This is a genomic window from [Rhizobium] kunmingense (assembly GCF_977018605.1).
Genome location: NZ_CDRNXG010000002.1, coordinates 423567 through 441404 on the forward strand (window position 1 = coordinate 423567; position 17838 = coordinate 441404).

Sequence of the window (17838 nt, forward strand, 5' to 3'; positions counted from 1 at the left end):
GCTTCAGGTCTCCTCCTCCGCGGCCCGTGCGGTGTCCACCTCTTCATAGACCCGCCTGGCGATTTTGATGGCATGGTTTGCGGCCGGCACGCCGGCATAGATCGCGACATGCAGCAGCGCTTCGCGCACGTCTTCCCGTGACGCTCCGGTATTTGCGGTCGCCCGGACATGCATGGCCACCTCCTCGTCCTGGCCGAGGGCGGCGAGCAGTGCGATGGTGACGATCGAGCGCTCTCGCTTCGTCAGCTCGGGTCGCGACCAGACGTGACCCCAGGCTGCCTCGGTGATCAGCGATTGGAACGGCGCGTCGAATTCCGTCATGTTGGCACTTGCCCGGTTGACATGGGCATCGCCCAGCACGGAGCGCCGTGTTTCCATGCCCAGCCGATGCCTGCCGGTTTCGGTGTCAGCCATGCGGCGGTCCTCCCTGTCTGGTCACGGCATCGCGGATGAAAGCCTTGATGACCGCGGTCATCGCCTCCGGCTGCTCGACGCAGGGGATGTGGCCGGCATCGGCGATGATTTCGAAATGTGCCTGCGGAATGCGCGCGGCCGTCTCCCGGACGAGGGCGGGCGGCGTCGAGCCATCCTGATCACCGACGAGGCAAAGTGTCGGAACGGCGATGCGTGCCGCCTCGATCGTATAGTCGGCGTCGCGGATCGCGGCACAGGTTGCGGCATATCCTTGCGCCGGCTGGCGCAGCAACATGTTGCAATAGCCGCGGAAGGCGACATTGTCCGGGCTACGGAATGCAGGCGTGAACCAACGGTCCATGACCGCATCGAGAATGCCGGCAATCCCATCGGCTTCGACGGCGGCGATGCGCGCATTCCACATCTCCACAGTGCCGATCCTCGACGCCGTGTCCGCGAGGACGAGCGCCGCGACGAGGTCTGGCCGACTTGCATAGAGCGATTGCGCGATCAGCCCGCCGACCGAAAGCCCGCAGACGGCCGCGCCTGAAATCTTCAGCATATCCATCAGCCCGGCCAGATCGGAGGCATGATCCTCGATCGTGTAGGGCGTGGTGCCGACATCGGAAAGGCCGTGGCCACGCTTGTCATAGATGAGGATCGGAAAATCGCCGGCAAGACGGATGACGACGTCGCGCCAGATACGGAAATCGGTGCCGAGCGAATTGACGAAAACAAGCACCTGCTTGCCCGCCGGCCCGCCGATTACCTGATAATGGATGGCCACATCGTTGATGCGTGCGAACTGCATGACTGCTCTCTCCCGAAATGATCTTGGTATATTAAAACGGTTAGGTAAAATGAGTTATTGGTCAAAACCCATATCCATTTGGTTATATATCTGATGAGCGAAAACCGCGTCAAATTCCGTCATCTGCAGGCCTTCACCGAGGTTGCCCGTTACAGGAGCATCGTGAAGGCGGCAGGTGTGCTCAACATCAGCCAGCCGGCCGTCACCAAGACGATCCGCGAGCTGGAGGAGGTGCTGGGTGTCGCGCTGACCGAGCGGGAGGGGCGTGGCATCAGGATCACCCGTTACGGCGAGGTGTTTCTCAAGCATGCGGGGGCGGCGATGTCGGCGCTGCGCCAGGGGCTGGATTCCGTCTCCCATGAGCGGGGAGGGGATGCGCCTATGCTGCGCATCGGTGCGTTGCCGACCGTCTCGTCCCACATCATGCCCGCGGCGATCGACCTGTTTCTCAAGGAAAAGACCTGGAGCCGCATCAAGATCGTCACCGGCGAGAATGCAGTTCTTCTGGAGCAATTGCGCTTCGGTGATCTCGATCTCGTGGTCGGGCGTCTGGCAAGCGCCGATCGCATGGCGGGTTTCGTGTTCGAGCATCTCTATTCGGAACAGGTGGTGTTTGCCGTGCGCGCCGGGCATCCGCTTCTCGACACGTCGGGTTCCGTCTTCTCCCGGCTCGGTGAATTCCCGATCCTGATGCCGACGCAATCGTCGATTATCCGGCCGTTCGTCGACCAGTTTCTCATCGCCAACAGCGCATCGAACCTTCCAAGCCAGATCGAGACCGTGTCGGACGCCTTCGGTCGTGCCTTCGTCCTGTCGAGCGATGCGGTGTGGATCATCTCCGCCGGCGTCGTCACCCGCGATGTGGAGGACGGCCGGTTGCGGACCTTGCCGATCGACACGACCGAAACCCGTGGCCCGGTCGGCCTGACGATGCGCACGGAGATCATTCCCTCGGTCGCCCTGTCGCTGTTGATGCAGACGATCCGGGAGGCGGCGGGAGCGCGGGTCCGGATCGTGGACTGAAGCAGCCTGCGGAGACAGCAGGCAATGCCATCGTCCGGGCCGCGAGGTGCGGTGCGGATCGCGTCACGAAAGCACGCTGCGCAGTTCCTCGCTGATTGCGCGCAGCTTCGGCAGGTGGGCGCGGATGATCTCCTCCATCGGTGCCGAGGAAGCGGAAAGGCCGGTATTCAACGCCGCGACGACCGTGCCGCGTGCATTCTTCAAGGGCACGGCAATCGAGCGCAGTCCTTCCTCGACCTCCTGGTCGACTGCGGCGAAACCCTCGACGCGCACGCGCGCAAGTTCCTTCATGATCGTGTCCACCTCGGTCAATGTCTGCTGTGTCCTTGATGCGAGAGGTTGGCTTTCCAGCACTGCACGCGCCTGATCTTCCGCCAGTGCCGCCAGCATGACCCGGCCCATGGAGGTGCAGTAGGCCGGCAGCCGCGAACCCGGCATCAGGGCGATCGACATGACCTTGCGCTGTGCGGCGCGCGCCACATAGACGATCTCGCCGCCATCCAGAATGGCAACCGATGTGCTCTGGCCGATGTCCTCCGACAGCCGATCGAGCCAGGGCTGGACGATGCGCGGCAGCGGCATGGTCGCCAGGCAACCGGTCCCGAGCCGCAGAACGCGCGGCGTTACGGTGAAGAACTTGCCGTCATAGGCGCAGTATCCGTGCTCATGCAGCGTCAGCAGACAGCGACGGGTCGTTGCCCGGTCAAGCCCGGCAATCGCTGCCGCCTCGGCTATGCTGAGCCGCGGTGTTTCGGCTGTGAATGCCTCGATCACCCGCAGGCCCTTGGCGAGGCCGCCCATCATGTCGCTTTGCCTTGTGGTCATGCGCTCATCCTGTTTTGTGCGTTATTGAAACAAATATCTATTATCGCACATATTCATTGAGGTCGAGAAGGGCTCGCGTTACTGATGCCGTCACGGGTCCTTCTTAGGGCCGGTCATGTCCCTGGCCTTGAGGAGGAGTGGATGGACAAGACAATCGGTAGCCTTTCCGAGGCAGTTTCGACGATTGGTAATGGTGCGACGGTGATGATCGGCGGCTTCGGCGGCTCAGGCGCACCGATCGAGTTGATCCACGCGCTGATCGACAAGAGGCCACGCGGCCTGACCGTCATCAACAACAATGCCGGCAACGGCCGTATCGGCATCGCCGCGATGATCGATGCGGGCATGGTCGAAAAGATGATCTGCTCGTTTCCGAAATCCTCCGATCCGCGCGCCTTCACCGAACGCTATCTCGCGGGAGAGATCCAGCTCGAACTCGTGCCGCAGGGCACGCTTGCCGAACGGATCAGGGCGGGCGGGGCGGGTATTCCGGCTTTCTACACCCCGACGGCCTATGGCACCGAGCTCGCCGAAGGAAAGCCGGTCGCCGAGTTCGATGGTCGGCATTATGTGCAGGAGCGCTGGCTGAAAGCCGATTTCGCCATCGTCAAGGCGCATCTCGGCGATACGCACGGTAACCTCACCTACAACAAGGCGGCGCGGAACTTCAATCCGCTGATGTGCATGGCGGCGACAAGGACGATCGCGCAGGTGACGAGGATCGTGCCGGCGGGTGGTATCGATCCCGAACATGTCGTCACCCCCGGCATCTTCGTCGATCATGTCGTTCAGGTCGCCAATCCCGCTCAGGAAGAGGATCTGATCCGGGCCGGGGAGGTCTACGCATGACAATCGAAGCCGCGAAGCTCACCAACGCCCAGATCGCATGGCGGGCGGCTCAGGACATCGCCGACGGCGCCTATGTCAATCTCGGCATCGGGTTCCCGGAAATGGTCGCACGCTACCAGCCGCCCGGCCGCGAAGCGATCTTCCACACGGAGAATGGCATACTGGATTTCGGCGAGGCGCCGAAGCCTGGCGAAGAGGACTGGGATCTGATCAACGCCGGCAAGAAGGCGGTCACGCTCAAGCCGGGTTCCGCCTTTTTCCACCACGCCGACAGTTTCGCCATGGTGCGCGGCGGCCATCTGGATGTCGCCATTCTCGGCGCGCTGCAGGTGTCGCAATCGGGCGATCTCGCCAACTGGCGGGTGGGGTCAAAGGGGGTGCCGGCTGTCGGCGGTGCGATGGACCTGGTGCATGGCGCCAGGCAGGTGTTCGTCATCACCGAACATGTGGCCAAGACCGGCGAGCCGAAGCTGGTGGAGGCCTGCACCTTTCCGCTCACCGGCGTCGCCTGTGTAACCCGTATTTACACGAGCCATGCGGTGATCGACGTGGCTGCCGGGCGCTTCCTGCTGCGCGAAAAACTGGCGGCGATCACTCTCGGCGATCTGCAGGCCATGACCGGGGCGAAACTGCATGTAGAGGGTGCCGTAAAGGATCTCGTCGTGCCACAAATTTCGGGAGAAGCCGCATGAGCGATGCCTATATCTGCGACTATATCCGCACGCCTATCGGCCGGTTCGGCGGTGCGCTTTCATCCGTCCGCGCCGACGATCTGGCGGCGATCCCGCTCAAGGCGCTGATCGAACGAAATCCTTCGGTCGACTGGGAGGCTGTCGACGACGTCATCTTCGGCTGCGCCAATCAGGCCGGCGAGGATAACCGCAACGTTGCGCGAATGGCGGTTCTGCTCTCGGGCCTGCCGCTGTCCATTCCGGGTACGACGATCAACCGGCTCTGCGGCTCCGGCATGGATGCCGTCATCGCGGCCGCCCGTGCCATCAAGGCGGGTGAAGCCGAGCTGATGATCGCCGGCGGGGTGGAAAGCATGAGCAGGGCGCCATTCGTCATGCCCAAGGCGGACGCGGCGTTTTCGCGCCATGCCGAGATCCATGACACAACCATTGGCTGGCGCTTCGTCAATCCCGCGATGAAGCGGCAATATGGCGTCGATTCCATGCCCGAGACCGCAGAGAATGTCGCCGAACAGTACAAGGTGTCGCGCGCTGACCAGGATGAATTCGCGGTTCTAAGCCAGGCTAGGGCGGCGGCGGCGCAGAAAAGCGGCAGGCTTGCGCGGGAAATCGCGCCGGTCGTCATTCCGCAACGCAAGGGTGATGCAATCGTGGTGTCGCAAGACGAGCATCCCCGCATAACCACGATCGAGGCTCTTGCCAGGCTCGGCACGCCCTTCAAGGCAGAGGGCGGCACGGTAACCGCCGGAAATGCGTCTGGTGTCAACGATGGCGCGGCGGCCATGATCATCGCGTCGGAGGCAGCTGCTGCCAGATACGGACTGACGCCGATCGCCCGGATCATGGCAGGTGCTACCGCAGGCGTTGCACCACGTGTCATGGGCATCGGACCCGTGCCGGCGACACTCAAGCTCTGCGCGATGCTCAAGCTCTCGCCAGGGGATTTCGACGTGATCGAGCTCAACGAGGCCTTCGCGTCGCAGGCGGTCGCCGTCCTTCGCGAACTGAAGATTGCTGAAGATGACGCGCGTATCAACCCGAATGGCGGCGCGATCGCGCTCGGCCATCCGCTCGGCATGTCCGGTGTTCGCATTGCGGGCACGGCAGCGCTGGAGCTCGCGCTCGGCCGACACGCGCATGCGCTCGCGACCATGTGCGTCGGAGTGGGGCAGGGCATTGCCATCGCGATCGGGAAAGCCGGCTGACGTTGTACAGTCGCCGGATGATGGAAGCCGGCGGCTTGCCGTCGCAAAGTGCGGACCGACCCTGTCGGCAGATGGCCTTCCACCGGCCGACGGCGGACGCGTCCTGTCTCCCGTGATCATTCAGATGAAGATCGCGACGCCCCTCAGCCTTTTTGTCAGCGCCGCGACGGTTGTGTCGACGAGCTGATGTCGTCGCAGCTCTGATCATCATGCTACCGGCCGTTAGTGAAGACGGCCGGCAGCAGCTGTCGCGCGGAAATGAGGTCTGAAAGGTGCTTTCAGGTATCGGCCGAAAAATTCATGGCGCCTCCATTTATATCATGAGTGCATAAGCCCATTGCGAATTATGCGTCTAATCGCTTGCTGGTGCCTTCTGTAAGAAGGGCGCTGGCAAGGACAATGGCGACACCTGCCTGCAATCTATGGGCCGCCATTCTCAATCATGAAAAAGGAGCTGCCCAATGTTGGGAACCGTTCTCTACTCCCCTGGCAATGTTCGCTGCGAAGAAGTCGCAGAGCCCAAGATCATTCATCCGACCGATGCGATCATCCGCCTGGCGGCCAGCTGCGTCTGCGGCTCGGACCTGTGGCCGTATCGTGGCCTGAACGACATCGCCCAGCCGATGCATATGGGCCATGAATATTGCGGCGTCGTTGTCGAAGTCGGTAGCGCCGTCACCACCGTCAAGCCCGGTCAGTTCGTCGTCGGCTCCTTCTGCCTGTCCGACAACACCTGCCCGCATTGCCTGGCCGGCTTCCAGTCGTCCTGCGAACACCGCGAATTCATGACCGGCGCGCAGGCCGAGCTGGCGCGTGTGCCGCTTGCCGACGGCACGCTGCTTGCCACTGCAGAAATGCCGTCCGAAGACCTGATCCCCAGCCTGCTGGCTGTTTCCGACGTTCTCGGCACCGGCTGGTACGCTGCCGATGCGGCACGCGTTCAGCCCGGTTCCACCGTTGTTGTCGTTGGTGATGGCGCCGTTGGTCTGATGGGCGTGCTGGCCTCCAAGCAGATGGGTGCTGAGCGGATCATCGCGATGAGCCGCCACAAGTCCCGCCAGGATCTGGCGCTGGAATACGGCGCCACCGACATCGTTGCCGAGCGCGGCGAAGCCGGTATCGCCAAGATCAAGGAGCTGACGAACCGGATCGGCGCCGATTCCGTGCTCGAATGCGTCGGCACGCAGGAATCGATGAACCAGGCACTGCAGGTTGCCCGTCCCGGTTCCATGATCGGCTATGTCGGCGTGCCCCATGGTGTGCAGCTCGATGGTCAGTCGCTGTTCTTTGGTCAGGTTGGCATGCTGGGCGGCCCTGCTCCCGTGCGCCGCTTCCTGCCGCATCTCATGGATCTGGTCATGACCCGCAAGATTAACCCCGGCAAGGTCTTCGATCTGGAAGTTCCGCTCAAGGATGTTGCCGAGGGCTATAAGGCCATGGACGAGCGCCGGGCCATCAAGGCGCTCCTGCGCGTCTAATCCACAGGCGGATATGATGATCCGGCGGCGGCCCGTTTTCGGGCTGCCGCCGGATCTCGTTTTATATGTCCTGCTCCGTGAGCAGGATGGCGTGAACCGAATGTGCGCGTGAAGGCCCCTGTCGCGGCCGGCTGGCCGGATGTTGCCGGACCGGTGCGAAGCCTGACTGATCGCGGGTCGAAAACTCCAAACAATGTTTCGCGGTGCTCCGATAATCGGGTGCCTTTCATCCAGGACAAGGACGCAATCCGTGGTCTCGACCTCCAAGCCAGCCTGTGACAAGGGCAGCATTCTGGCGATCATTCTGATCAGCTACCTGATGATCATTCTCGACGTCTCGATCGTCATTACCGGCCTACCCAGAATTCGTGACGAGCTCGGTTTTTCACCTTCTGCGCTGGGATGGGTGCAATCGGCTTACACGCTTGCCTTCGGCGGGTTCCTTCTGCTCGGCGCGCGCGCGGGCGATATCCTTGGGCGGCGCCGGACATATCAGATCGGCCTTGCCATATTCACTGTCGCGTCCGTCGCCATCGGGTTTGCGCAGAGTGCCGGCTGGATGATCGCCGCAAGAGGTATTCAGGGCCTCGGTGCCGCCATCCTGGCACCCTCGACGCTTGCGCTGCTGTCCGCGAATTTTCCGGAGGGACCGGAGCGAATGCGGGCAACTGCCCTCTATGGCTCGACGGCTGGTATCGGCGCCAGCATCGGACTCGTGCTTGGCGGCATCCTCGCCGATACCATCTCCTGGCGTGTCGGCTTCTTCATCAATCTGCCGATCGGCATCGTCATGGCGTTCCTCGGCGCGCGCTTCATTGAGGAGACGGAGCGCCACAAGGGACAGTTCGACGTCTTCGGTGCCATTGCTTCGACCGTCGGCTTCGGCACGCTCACCTATGGCGTGCTGCACAGCGGTGAAATGAGTGGCGGCGCCACTGCGATGACACTTGCCGCCATTCCGGTCGGCTTGCTGGTGATTGCCGTTTTCGTCTGGCACGAATCGCGCGCTGCGCAACCGATCATGCCGCTCCGATTTTTCTCCAGCCGGGAGCGTGTGGGCGCCTACATCGCGCGGTTCCTCTATCTTGCCGCAATGGTGGGCTTTTTCTTCTTCAGCACCCAGTTCATGCAGGGTGTGCAGGGTTTCTCGCCGTTGATGGCGGGGCTCGGCTTCATGCCGATGACGGTGGTGAATTTCGCAGTCGCAATGCAGGTGCCGCGCCTGTCCGCCAGGCTTGGCGATCGTCGGCTGCTGCTGCTTGGCATTGCGGTCACCGGTGTCGGCATGCTGTGGCTTTCGCGGGCGACTGGCGGTTCGGCCTACGCCATCGACCTTGCCCTGCCTATGGTCCTGATCGGCGCCGGGCAGGGCTTCTGCTTCGCTCCCTTGACCTCATTTGCCATCAAGGGCACCGACAAGCGTGACGCCGGGGCCGCTTCGGGACTGGTCAATGTCGCCCACCAGATGGGCATGTCGTTCGGGCTTGCGCTGCTGATCGCCGTGTCTTCGACAGTCACTGGTGGCGAAACCGCGCCGGAGGCCGTTGTCGGCGGATTTCGAGCCGCAATGACCACGGGCACGCTGCTCATTTTCGCGGCACTCGTAGCCGCGTTGTTCCTCCTGCCGCGCTCCCAGCGTGGGAGGCTCCGGCTTCAGGACGCATGATTGCATTGATGCCCTGCTCGCCGGTGAACCCGGCGATAGGCTTATTCTATTGCCGTTCTATTGGCACTGTGGGCCTTAACCAGGCCGCTTGGGCGGCAGAATGTCGCGCGTCGATTTATGCCGTCAGTTCATAAGGCCATTCGACCAGGCGCGGCTAATCTTTGACGATAGGCAATGTATATTACAGGCTGAACATGGGTGCATGCAAGTCGCATTCATCCAAATTTTCTACTTTTACGAGTATTCGGCTCATACTTCAAAGCGCGCATCCAAATTCGCAAACAGAGTCCATAACGAGGGGCGAGATCATGAAATTGAACATCAATGGGAATGCCGTTGATATTGAAGTCGAAGAAGACACGCCGCTTCTTTGGGTGCTTCGCGAACACGCCGGCTTGACCGGTACGAAATATGGCTGCGGTATCGCCCAGTGTGGTGCCTGTACGGTGCATATCGACGGCGTTGCCGTCCGCTCCTGCGCCATGCCGGTGAGCGCGGTCACCGCTGAGCAGGAGATCGTCACCATCGAAGGCCTTGGCGCTGGAAAGCCGCATCCGGTGCAGGAAGCCTGGGCCGAGCTCGACGTGGCGCAATGTGGTTACTGTCAGGTGGGCATGATCATGGCGGCGTCGGCTCTCCTGAACAACAATCCCAATCCGACCGACGACGATATCAAGGCCGAAATCACCAATATCTGTCGTTGCGGCACCTATCCGCGCGTTCTTGCAGGCGTGAAGCTTGCTGCAGAACGCATCGCATCGAACCAGGGTTGAGAGGATAGGTCATGACGATACAGATCAAGAACGAACAGGCTGGAAATCCGATCGCGCTTTCGCGTCGCGGCTTCCTGATGAGCGCCGGTGCAGCCGCCGGCGCATTCACGCTCGGATTCTCGCTGGCTGCGCCGCGTGATGCGGCCGCGCAGGCGGCAGAACCGCTTTCGCCGGAAATCAACGCGTGGGTTGTCATCCATCCGGATGAATCCGTTATCGTGCGCGTTGCGCGTGCCGAAATGGGCCAGGGATCATCGACCGGCCTCGCGCAGCTCGTCGCCGAAGAGCTTGAGTGTGACTGGGATCGCGTCGGTTTCGAACTGATCAAACCGGGCGAGAACCGTCGTCGTGATCGCGTCTGGCGCGACATGGGTACAGGCGGATCGCGCGCCATTCGTGGTTCGCACGAGTATGTCCGCATGGGTGGTGCCGCAGCGCGCATGATGCTGATCCAGGCCGCAGCCGATGGCTGGGGCGTCAGCCCTTCTGAATGTTCCGTCGAAAAGGGCGTCATCACGCATGCCGCCAGCGGTCGCACGACGACCTATGGTGCCGTGGCGGAAGCCGCCGGTCGCCTGACGCCACCGACCGAAATCACGCTCAAGGACCCGAAGGACTGGAAGATCGCCGGCCAGTCGGTGAAGCGTATCGACACGCCGGACAAGCTCGATGGCTCGCTGGTCTATGGCATGGACTATTCCATGCCGGACATGCTCGTCGCGCTGCCGAAGGCCTGCCCGGTACACGGCGGCAAGCTGGTAAGCTTCAATGCCGAGGGTGTTTTGGGCATGCCCGGCGTTCGCCATGTGCTGAAGGTGGACGACGAGACGGTTGCCGTCGTCGCCGACACATTCTGGCGCGCCAAGATCGCGCTTGATGCCCTGCAGATCGAGTGGGACACGAGCGAGAACGGCGAGGTTTCCTCCGCAAGCATCGCCCAGTTCATCCGCGAGGGGCTCGACGCTGATACGAGATTTATCGGAAACCAGGTCGGCGATGCGCGCGCAACACTCGCAGCCGCCGAAAAGGTTGTCGAGGCCGAGTATTCCTTCCCGTTCCAGAACCACGCGCCGATGGAGCCGATGTCGGCCACCGTCCGCTGGACGCCGGAACGCTGCGATGTCTGGGGTCCCACCCAGGTCGCGGAAGCCGCGCTCACGGCCGTTTCCACCGCCGCCGGCCTTCCGCCGGAAGCCTGCGAGATCCATGTGATGCGCATCGGCGGCAGCTTCGGCCGCCGTCTTCAGGTCGACTACATGGCGATGGCGGTCAACATTGCCAAGCAGCTTCCCGGCATACCGGTGAAGATGATGTGGACGCGCGAGGAAGACATGGCCCAGGGCCGCTTCCATCCCGCGACCCAGTGCCGTCTGCGCGGCACGCTGGATGCCGAAGGTAATCTTCAGGCGCTTCACATGCGCATTGCCGGTGTCTCGATCGCTTACGCAATGCGACCGGAAGTCACCGAAAAGGACGGCGATCCCTTCATTTTCCAGGGATTGACGCCCGACAACCCGGAAGGCTCTATCGCCTACAGCATCCCGAACCTGCTGATCGATTATTCGATGCGCAACACGCATGTTCGCCCAGGCGCCTGGCGCGGCGTGAACCTCAATCAGAATGCCGTTTATCTCGAATGCTTCATTGATGAGCTGGCTCACGAGGCCGGCGTCGAGCCGCTTGAATTCCGTCGCCGGATGATGAAGGATCACCCGAAGCATCTTGCCGTTCTCAACGCCGCTGCGGAAGGCATCGGCTGGGATACGCCGCCTGCCGAAGGCATCCACCGCGGCATCTGCCAGATCATGGGCTTCGGCAGCTATGTCGCCGCCGCCGCAGAAGTCTCGGTGACAGACGGCCATCTGAAGGTTCACCGCATCGTTGCTGCGACCGATCCCGGCCATGTGATCAACCCGCAGCAGACCGACGCACAGGTTGCAGGTTCCTTCGCCTTCGGCCTTTCGGCAGTCCTCTACGGCGAATGCACAGTTGCCAAGGGCGCGATCGAGCAGTCGAACTTCGACAGCTACAATTTCGTGCTGCTGCACGACATGCCAGAGGTCGAAACGATTGTGATCCCATCCGGCGGGTTCTGGGGTGGCGTCGGCGAGCCGACGATTGCGGTTGCGGGACCTGCGGTTCTGAACGCGATCTTTGCGGCAACCGGCAAGCGCGTCCGCCATCTGCCGCTGCGCAACAACGACATCAGCGCAAGCGCCTGACCGGCGCTTCCTTTCTTCATCGCGATCGAGACCCGATTGCAGGCCATTTGTCTGCAATCGGGCTTTCGAGTGCCTGTCGGCATGCCCGTGTTTCCCACCCAACGGATGGATGTGGATCTTGAAAAAAATACTGCTTTCGCTTCTCTGTGCGGTCGTCGTGGTTGCTGGAGCGACCACCTGGTTCGTCACCCGCATTCCGGCCTCGCCGTTTGACGGTGTTGCCGCCAGCGCGACACCGACCCCTGTCGAACAGGGCGAATATGTTGCCCGTCTCGGCGACTGTGTCGCCTGTCATAGCACGCCGGAAGGTCGCCCCTTCGCCGGCGGCCTTGAAATGGGAACCCCGATCGGTTCGATCTTCGCCACCAATATCACGCCGGACCCCGAAACCGGCATCGGCAACTATACGCTCGCCGACTTCGACAACGCGGTCCGCCAGGGTATCGCGCCGGATGGCCGCCGCCTTTACCCGGCGATGCCCTATCCGTCCTACGCCAAGATGAGCGACGAGGATATTCGTGCGCTCTACGATTACTTCATGAACAACGTGCAGCCCGTTCGACAGGAAGTGGCCGAGAGCAATATTCCGTGGCCACTCAACATGCGCTGGCCGCTGGCGCTGTGGAACCTGGCTTTCGCGCCGTCCGAACCGTATGTGAATAACCCGGAGCAAGACGAACTGTGGAACCGCGGTGCCTATCTCGTCGAAGGACCCGGTCATTGCGGCGGCTGTCATACACCGCGTGCACAGACCATGCAGGAAGTCAGCTATGACAGCGCTGACAGTACATTCCTCTCCGGCGCGCTGCTGGATGGCTGGTATGCCCCGAGCCTGCGTAATGGCCATAATCTCGGCCTTGGGCGCTGGACGGAAGAAGACATCGTCGCCTTCCTGAAGAACGGTCGCAATCAGCACGGCGTTGTGTTCGGTTCGATGATGGAAGCGTTCAACAACTCCACCCAGTTCATGACCGACCGCGACCTGCAGTCGATTGCGCATTACCTGAAATCCTTGCCGGGAGACCCGGCGCTGGACCAGCCGCGCTGGGCCTATGACAATGCTACCACCGAGTTGCTGTCCGGCACCAATATCGACGCAACGCCGGGCGCGCGTACCTACATGACCCGTTGCGGCTATTGCCACGGCCGTGACGGTCTGGGGCAGGGCGAGTACATGCCGCCGCTCGCCGGCGTCAGTTCGCTGCTGGCCGACGCACCGGACTCGGCGATCAACATCGTGCTCAACGGCGCAGGCCGCGTGGTCTCCAACGGTGTTCCGGACTCCTTCCGCATGCCGTCGTTCCGCACGCCGCTCAACGACCGTGAAGTCGCAGATCTGGTAAGCTTCGTGCGCAAGTCCTGGGGCAACAATGCCTCGGCCGTGACGCCCGAACAGGTCAGAGCCTTGCGAGATCACACCAATCCCGCAAGCGATGACGTGATCATCCTGCAGATGCGCTGACCGGTAGCCGAGGTTCTACCGATCATATGACTATGATGTTGGCCGTCCGATTGAACGTGACGGCCAACATTCGAACTGCCGGTGAGGTGACTGCCTGCAGGGGGCATGGCCATCACGCTTCAGTTTAAAAAAACGCACCGTCCCTTCGTGACTATCGCGCGGGCAGGCAGTTTCACCAGGGTGGCGGCCAGTGTCGGCTTTCTCTGCACGCGTCGTGTCGCCGCCGCTCGAAGAGTAACGTCGTGATGAACTGAACGTGATTGATAAGTCTGACTAATAAAGCCATTCGGTCTCGGACGTCTAATCCCGAACGGATCGCTGTTGTAAAAATGTGGTCGCTGAATCCGAAGAGAGATATATGTCCAAATTCATCGTCAAGGAAGCTTTCCGAAGCCGCGTTCTGATGTGTCTTTTCGCCGGCCTTGCTGCGTGTGCGGTTCTGGCCGTTGGCGCTAGCGTTCAAGCCGAGCCGAACCGTACGACCATGCCGGATATCAGCAATCTGGTTCATTATACCACGGTCACGCGCGGTGAGGTGACCGAGCATCTCATGACGACCCGTGAGGCGATCGAGGCGGTAAAGCGGGGCGAGCCCATCCCGGCCGGCACGCATGTCGCCCTGGTCGATTATCGCGATGGTGAGGTTTTCCGCTACTTCATCATGGAGAAGGGCGAGGGCTGGGGCCAGGACTACGACGAGGAGCGGCGTACGGCAGACTGGCAGTTCCAGTGGTTCAAGCCGGATGGCAGCATCAACATGGATGAAAATACCGCACGCTGTCAGCGCTGTCACACCTCCCGCTCGGACAGGGAATTCCTGTTCACATTCAACGATATGCGTCGGTTCGAATTCGAATGAGCAGTGCATTTCGTCTGAGGCTGGCGCTCGATTTTCTGGCGGTCGTCCTGATGATCGCCTGTCTGGCCTATTGGTGGCTCGACAACCTCTGGCACGAACTTTTCGGAACGGCACTGTTTGCGCTGGTGATCGTCCATAACGTCTTCAACCGGCGTTTCTATGGAACGGTCACCAAGGGACGCCGGAGCTTTCAGCGGCTTTTCAACATCGCGACGATCATCTGTCTGGCGGTGGGAATGATCATCATGCTGGTGACCAGTCTGATCATCTCTCGCGATGTCTTCTCCTTCATGTCTCTCGGCGGTGCATTTGCGATACGCGAGATCCACATGTTTGCCGGATATTGGGTACTGCTGATCATCGCCATTCATCTCGGCACACGCTGGGCCGTGGTGATGAACCTGTTTCGGGCGGCAACCGGCATCACGAAGCCAAGCTTCATTCGCGCGACAGCCCTTCGGCTTGTCGCATTGGCGCTTTTCGCATGGGGCATCAACAGCAGTTTCGAGATGGGATATGGCGCAAAACTGATGCTGACCTATTCCCTCGATATGTGGGATTTCAGCGAATCCACGCTCGGCTTCTTCCTCAACTATGGCTCCATCGTCGCCATGTTTGCGGTTGCGACCCATTACGGACTTGTTTTGCAGCGCGCCGTTTTTCAGCGTACGAGCGGATCGGCGGAAAAGCCGGCAAGACAATAGCCTGTGATGGTTCTCGTCCTGCCGCTAGGAAACTGCGTCAGGCCACTTCCCTCAGCAGGCGAAAGCCGATGCTGATGCCGCGATAATCGGGCTTGTAATCGCGGCGAAACGCCGTTCTCCAGCTTGTGGCGGTCGCATGCCAGCTGCCGCCACGCACGACACGCTCGCTGCCGCTTTCGGGACCTTGCGGGTCGACCGATGGGCTGCCTGCGTAGTAATCCGCGTCGTACCAGTCCTGCACCCATTCCCAGACATTCCCGTGCATGTCGTACAGTCCCCACGGGTTTGCGATCTTGCTGCCGACCGGATGGTGTCCACCGGTCTGGAAATTACCGCCATACCACGCGTGCCGATCCAGCTGCCGCTCGTCGTCGCCGAACGAATATCGGGTCGTGGTGCCCGCCCGCGCCGCATATTCCCATTCCGCTTCCGTTGGCAGACGATAGCTGGAGCCGCCTTCGCGGGTGTTGAGGGCGGCGATAAAATCCTGCGCGTCATTCCATGATACGGTCGCCGGATGATCCGGCCGGGTGATCCGCTCGGCCATGCCCGGTAGCTGGTAATAGGGGTTGGAGCGGTCACGCATGTAGGGATTTTCGCCCATAACGGCCTGCCAGTCGGCCTGCGTCACCTCGACCCTGCCGAGCATGAAGGGACGGCTGATCGTGACTTCATGCTGAGGCTTCTCGAAACCGCGTGCCTCAGCATCGCTGTCGGGAGATCCCATCAGGAACTTGCCGGGAGCAATGGTGATGAACTCCATGCCGACACCGTTCTTCCATGACTTGGCGGTTGCCTGCGCAAGGGCGGGTGTGCTGGCCGGGACCGAGCCCGCAATGGCCGCCGTTGCAGCGCCGATGCCTGCCTGCTGAAGGATCGCCCTTCGGGACAACAGTCTCGTCATGGTACCAAGTCTTTCTCTCGTGGTAAAAATGTCAGCCCGGATTTCCGTCAAGCCAACTGGAAACACGTCCGAGTGTTTGCCTCTCCTGGTCCGCCTGCATGGAAAATTCCGGGCGCAGATCGGCATCGGGCATGTGGGCACGCAACACATCGATACTGTTGCCGAGCCCGTATCCGCCATGGGTGATGAAAGGGATGACGACCTTGCCGGAAAGGTCGTGGGCGCGCAGGAACGAGCGGATTACAGGCGGTGCCGTCATGCCCCATATCGGCATGCCCAGATAGACCGTGTCATATCCGCGAATGTCGGCGACGAACTGCGCCAGCGGCGGGAGATAGGCGGATTCCGTCTCCCTCTTGGCTTGAGACACCGTCTCCTCATAGTCTTCGGAATATGGCCTTGCGGTCATGATCTCGAACAGGACAGCATCTTCCGCGCGCCTGATCTGGTGGGCGACGACGGCGGTGTTGCCGGTGCGTGAGTAATAGGCGACCAGCGTGCGGCCAGCCGCATTGGCGCGCGTCTGGGCGGATGTCCTGGTTGCCGCCAGCGCAAGGCTGGCGGCTGTCAACGGTAGAGCCTTCAGCAGACTACGTCTCGCAAATTCATTTCGCATCGCCTTATCCCGCCGGGCTCCGTTTCTCTATCAGTCTATTGCGCGGCCTTGGCCGTATTCTTCGTCGGTCACCTTTTCCATCCAGGTTACGCTGCTGCCTTCCTGGGACTCGGAAACGGCAAGATGCGACATGGCTTCGTCGGGGGAGGCGCCGTGCCAGTGCTTGGCCATAGGCGGGATGAAGACCACGTCGCCCGGCATGATCGTTTCGACCGGACCGCCTTCCTTCTGCACCAAGCCCTTGCCCGAGATCACGTAGAGCGTCTGGCCGAGCGGATGGGTATGCCAGGCCGTGTGGGCGCCGGCCTGGAAGGTGACGATGCCGCCGCCGATGCGTGCCGGATCCGTGCCGCTAAAACGGCTTGCGACCTCGACACTGCCGGTGAAGTACTCGGCAGGCCCAGCCGCGGGGGCGGTGTTTGCGCGCGTGACGATCAGATCTCCCTGTGCGGCTGATGGCGTTGCTGCAGCGGGTGTGGCTGCTGTGGCGGCGGCCGAACGGGCGTCGAAGACGCTTTTCAACACCGGTACTGCCGACATGGCGCGCGGCCAGCCGGCATAAAAGGCGACGTGGGTGATGGCTTCCGCCGCCTCGCCATTGGTCAGGCCATTGTCCATGGCGCGATTGGCATGGAAGGGCAGCTGCTCGGGCTGGCCGATGGCAACCAGTGCGGCCATGGTAACCAGGCTGCGGTCACGAGCTGAAAGGTCGGGGCGCTGCCACAGATCACCGAACAGGACCCGGTTGGTCAGGTCCGCAAGCGCCGGCGCCGTCGGGGCGACCGAAGCGTTCACCATCGCCGTTCGAGCGGCCTCGGCCGTGGCCTCAAGTTCGATGCGTGCCGCTTCGCTACCGGTCACCGGCGCGATCTTGCGCTCATCGAACACCTTCTTGACCTCCTGCACCGCAGAGATCGCGTTCGGCCAGCCGGAATAAAGCGCGAGCTGGGTGATCAACTCGCCGACTTCCGCCGGGGTTACGCCATTGTCGAGCGCGCGGCGTACGTGGCCACCGATCTGTGCAGTCTTGCCGGTCGAGATCAGTGCCGAGACGGTTACGATGCTGCGATCCCGCGGCTTCAGTTCCGTTCGCTCCCAGACTTCGCCGAACAGCACGTTGTCGGTGAAGTGACCGAGGCCCGGCGCTACTTCGTAGACGGCCGGCGGGGCCACGCGTCGGCGTTCTTCCTGCGCTTCGACACCGGTTGCGGCGAGGGTGGAGATGGCGATGCTTGCGGCAATGTTCTTCATCCGGTGTTCCTTTTCATGAACGGATCTTGGATCTGGCAAGTCGGAGGCAGGCCGATCGGTGCTAGTCCGAATTGCGGCACAGTA

Annotated in this window: 17 protein-coding genes; 11 read left to right on the forward strand and 6 right to left on the reverse strand. The window is 61.8% G+C overall.

The genetic code is table 11. From position 1 onward, the window contains the following. Positions 1–3: 3 nt before the first annotated feature. Both pcaC and pcaD read right to left on the reverse strand, forming a co-directional pair. On the reverse strand, positions 4–414 hold the full coding sequence (gene pcaC / locus AC0JZ4_RS20270) for a 4-carboxymuconolactone decarboxylase (protein WP_471888303.1): 411 nt from the start codon (positions 412–414) through the stop codon (positions 4–6). After that, a complete protein-coding gene (pcaD, locus tag AC0JZ4_RS20275) occupies positions 407–1225 on the reverse strand; it encodes a 3-oxoadipate enol-lactonase (RefSeq protein ID WP_471888304.1) in 819 nt (272 codons plus the stop codon). Before pcaD ends, pcaC begins: the two co-directional genes overlap by 8 nt. A 93-nt stretch (positions 1226–1318) precedes the next feature. Here pcaD and pcaQ point away from each other — a divergent pair, with 93 nt between their 5' ends. Beyond that, on the forward strand, positions 1319–2248 hold the full coding sequence (pcaQ, locus tag AC0JZ4_RS20280) for a pca operon transcription factor PcaQ (RefSeq protein ID WP_471888305.1): 930 nt from the start codon (positions 1319–1321) through the stop codon (positions 2246–2248). 63 nt (positions 2249–2311) lie between these two features. Here pcaQ and AC0JZ4_RS20285 read toward each other — a convergent pair whose 3' ends face one another. Next, a complete protein-coding gene (locus tag AC0JZ4_RS20285; RefSeq protein WP_471888306.1) occupies positions 2312–3073 on the reverse strand; it encodes an IclR family transcriptional regulator domain-containing protein in 762 nt (253 codons plus the stop codon). A 141-nt stretch (positions 3074–3214) separates the two neighbouring features. On the opposite strand from AC0JZ4_RS20285, the gene AC0JZ4_RS20290 reads away from it, so the two are divergent. The 10 genes from AC0JZ4_RS20290 to AC0JZ4_RS20335 all read left to right on the forward strand — a co-directional run bounded on the left by AC0JZ4_RS20290 (position 3215) and on the right by AC0JZ4_RS20335 (position 14983). After that, positions 3215–3922: a 3-oxoacid CoA-transferase subunit A gene (locus AC0JZ4_RS20290; RefSeq protein ID WP_471888307.1), complete on the forward strand. Its 708-nt coding sequence runs from the start codon at positions 3215–3217 to the stop codon at positions 3920–3922. Then, complete coding sequence (locus AC0JZ4_RS20295) at positions 3919–4614, forward strand: CoA transferase subunit B (protein WP_471888308.1); 696 nt, start codon at positions 3919–3921, stop codon at positions 4612–4614. Before AC0JZ4_RS20290 ends, AC0JZ4_RS20295 begins: the two co-directional genes overlap by 4 nt. Further along, complete coding sequence (pcaF, locus tag AC0JZ4_RS20300) at positions 4611–5819, forward strand: 3-oxoadipyl-CoA thiolase (protein ID WP_471888309.1); 1209 nt, start codon at positions 4611–4613, stop codon at positions 5817–5819. The genes AC0JZ4_RS20295 and pcaF overlap by 4 nt, the downstream gene beginning before the upstream one ends. A 461-nt stretch (positions 5820–6280) precedes the next feature. Continuing rightward, positions 6281–7297 (forward strand): zinc-dependent alcohol dehydrogenase family protein, encoded by a 1017-nt coding sequence (locus AC0JZ4_RS20305; RefSeq protein WP_471888310.1) that lies wholly within the window; start codon positions 6281–6283, stop codon positions 7295–7297. A 250-nt stretch (positions 7298–7547) separates the two neighbouring features. After that, on the forward strand, positions 7548–8963 hold the full coding sequence (locus tag AC0JZ4_RS20310; RefSeq protein ID WP_471888311.1) for an MFS transporter: 1416 nt from the start codon (positions 7548–7550) through the stop codon (positions 8961–8963). Positions 8964–9268: 305 nt separating this feature from the next. Continuing rightward, a complete protein-coding gene (locus AC0JZ4_RS20315) occupies positions 9269–9736 on the forward strand; it encodes a (2Fe-2S)-binding protein (RefSeq protein WP_471889046.1) in 468 nt (155 codons plus the stop codon). 11 nt (positions 9737–9747) lie between these two features. Beyond that, positions 9748–11958, forward strand: coding sequence for a xanthine dehydrogenase family protein molybdopterin-binding subunit (locus AC0JZ4_RS20320; RefSeq protein WP_471888312.1), 2211 nt, complete (start codon positions 9748–9750; stop codon positions 11956–11958). Between the two features lie 109 nt (positions 11959–12067). After that, entirely contained in the window at positions 12068–13420 is a 1353-nt protein-coding gene (locus AC0JZ4_RS20325; RefSeq protein ID WP_471888313.1) for a c-type cytochrome, read from the forward strand. Between the two features lie 403 nt (positions 13421–13823). Then, the gene (locus AC0JZ4_RS20330; RefSeq protein ID WP_471889047.1) at positions 13824–14279 is read left to right on the forward strand and encodes a cytochrome P460 family protein; all 456 of its coding nucleotides are present in this window, start codon (positions 13824–13826) and stop codon (positions 14277–14279) included. Beyond that, a complete protein-coding gene (locus tag AC0JZ4_RS20335; protein WP_471888314.1) occupies positions 14276–14983 on the forward strand; it encodes a DUF4405 domain-containing protein in 708 nt (235 codons plus the stop codon). Before AC0JZ4_RS20330 ends, AC0JZ4_RS20335 begins: the two co-directional genes overlap by 4 nt. Positions 14984–15020: 37 nt before the next feature. On the opposite strand, the gene AC0JZ4_RS20340 is transcribed toward AC0JZ4_RS20335, so the two are convergent. From AC0JZ4_RS20340 to AC0JZ4_RS20350, 3 genes are all read right to left on the reverse strand, one after another. Further along, entirely contained in the window at positions 15021–15887 is an 867-nt protein-coding gene (locus AC0JZ4_RS20340; protein WP_471888315.1) for a formylglycine-generating enzyme family protein, read from the reverse strand. Between the two features lie 31 nt (positions 15888–15918). Then, positions 15919–16458 carry a flavodoxin gene (locus AC0JZ4_RS20345; RefSeq protein WP_471888316.1) on the reverse strand — a complete coding sequence of 180 codons (540 nt, stop codon included), beginning with the start codon at positions 16456–16458 and terminating at the stop codon, positions 15919–15921. 75 nt (positions 16459–16533) lie between these two features. Further along, complete coding sequence (locus tag AC0JZ4_RS20350) at positions 16534–17754, reverse strand: (R)-mandelonitrile lyase (protein WP_471888317.1); 1221 nt, start codon at positions 17752–17754, stop codon at positions 16534–16536. Positions 17755–17838 lie beyond the last annotated feature (84 nt).

What these genes read in the sequence shown, in the direction of transcription:
- pcaC (WP_471888303.1), bottom strand. Translation starts at nt 414, where the DNA reads ATGGCTGACACCGAAACCGGCAGGCATCGGCTGGGCATGGAAACACGG.
- pcaD (WP_471888304.1), bottom strand. Translation starts at nt 1,225, where the DNA reads ATGCAGTTCGCACGCATCAACGATGTGGCCATCCATTATCAGGTAATC.
- pcaQ (WP_471888305.1), top strand. Translation starts at nt 1,319, where the DNA reads ATGAGCGAAAACCGCGTCAAATTCCGTCATCTGCAGGCCTTCACCGAG.
- AC0JZ4_RS20285 (WP_471888306.1), bottom strand. Translation starts at nt 3,073, where the DNA reads ATGACCACAAGGCAAAGCGACATGATGGGCGGCCTCGCCAAGGGCCTG.
- AC0JZ4_RS20290 (WP_471888307.1), top strand. Translation starts at nt 3,215, where the DNA reads ATGGACAAGACAATCGGTAGCCTTTCCGAGGCAGTTTCGACGATTGGT.
- AC0JZ4_RS20295 (WP_471888308.1), top strand. Translation starts at nt 3,919, where the DNA reads ATGACAATCGAAGCCGCGAAGCTCACCAACGCCCAGATCGCATGGCGG.
- pcaF (WP_471888309.1), top strand. Translation starts at nt 4,611, where the DNA reads ATGAGCGATGCCTATATCTGCGACTATATCCGCACGCCTATCGGCCGG.
- AC0JZ4_RS20305 (WP_471888310.1), top strand. Translation starts at nt 6,281, where the DNA reads ATGTTGGGAACCGTTCTCTACTCCCCTGGCAATGTTCGCTGCGAAGAA.
- AC0JZ4_RS20320 (WP_471888312.1), top strand. Translation starts at nt 9,748, where the DNA reads ATGACGATACAGATCAAGAACGAACAGGCTGGAAATCCGATCGCGCTT.
- AC0JZ4_RS20325 (WP_471888313.1), top strand. Translation starts at nt 12,068, where the DNA reads ATGTGGATCTTGAAAAAAATACTGCTTTCGCTTCTCTGTGCGGTCGTC.
- AC0JZ4_RS20330 (WP_471889047.1), top strand. Translation starts at nt 13,824, where the DNA reads ATGTGTCTTTTCGCCGGCCTTGCTGCGTGTGCGGTTCTGGCCGTTGGC.
- AC0JZ4_RS20335 (WP_471888314.1), top strand. Translation starts at nt 14,276, where the DNA reads ATGAGCAGTGCATTTCGTCTGAGGCTGGCGCTCGATTTTCTGGCGGTC.
- AC0JZ4_RS20340 (WP_471888315.1), bottom strand. Translation starts at nt 15,887, where the DNA reads ATGACGAGACTGTTGTCCCGAAGGGCGATCCTTCAGCAGGCAGGCATC.
- AC0JZ4_RS20350 (WP_471888317.1), bottom strand. Translation starts at nt 17,754, where the DNA reads ATGAAGAACATTGCCGCAAGCATCGCCATCTCCACCCTCGCCGCAACC.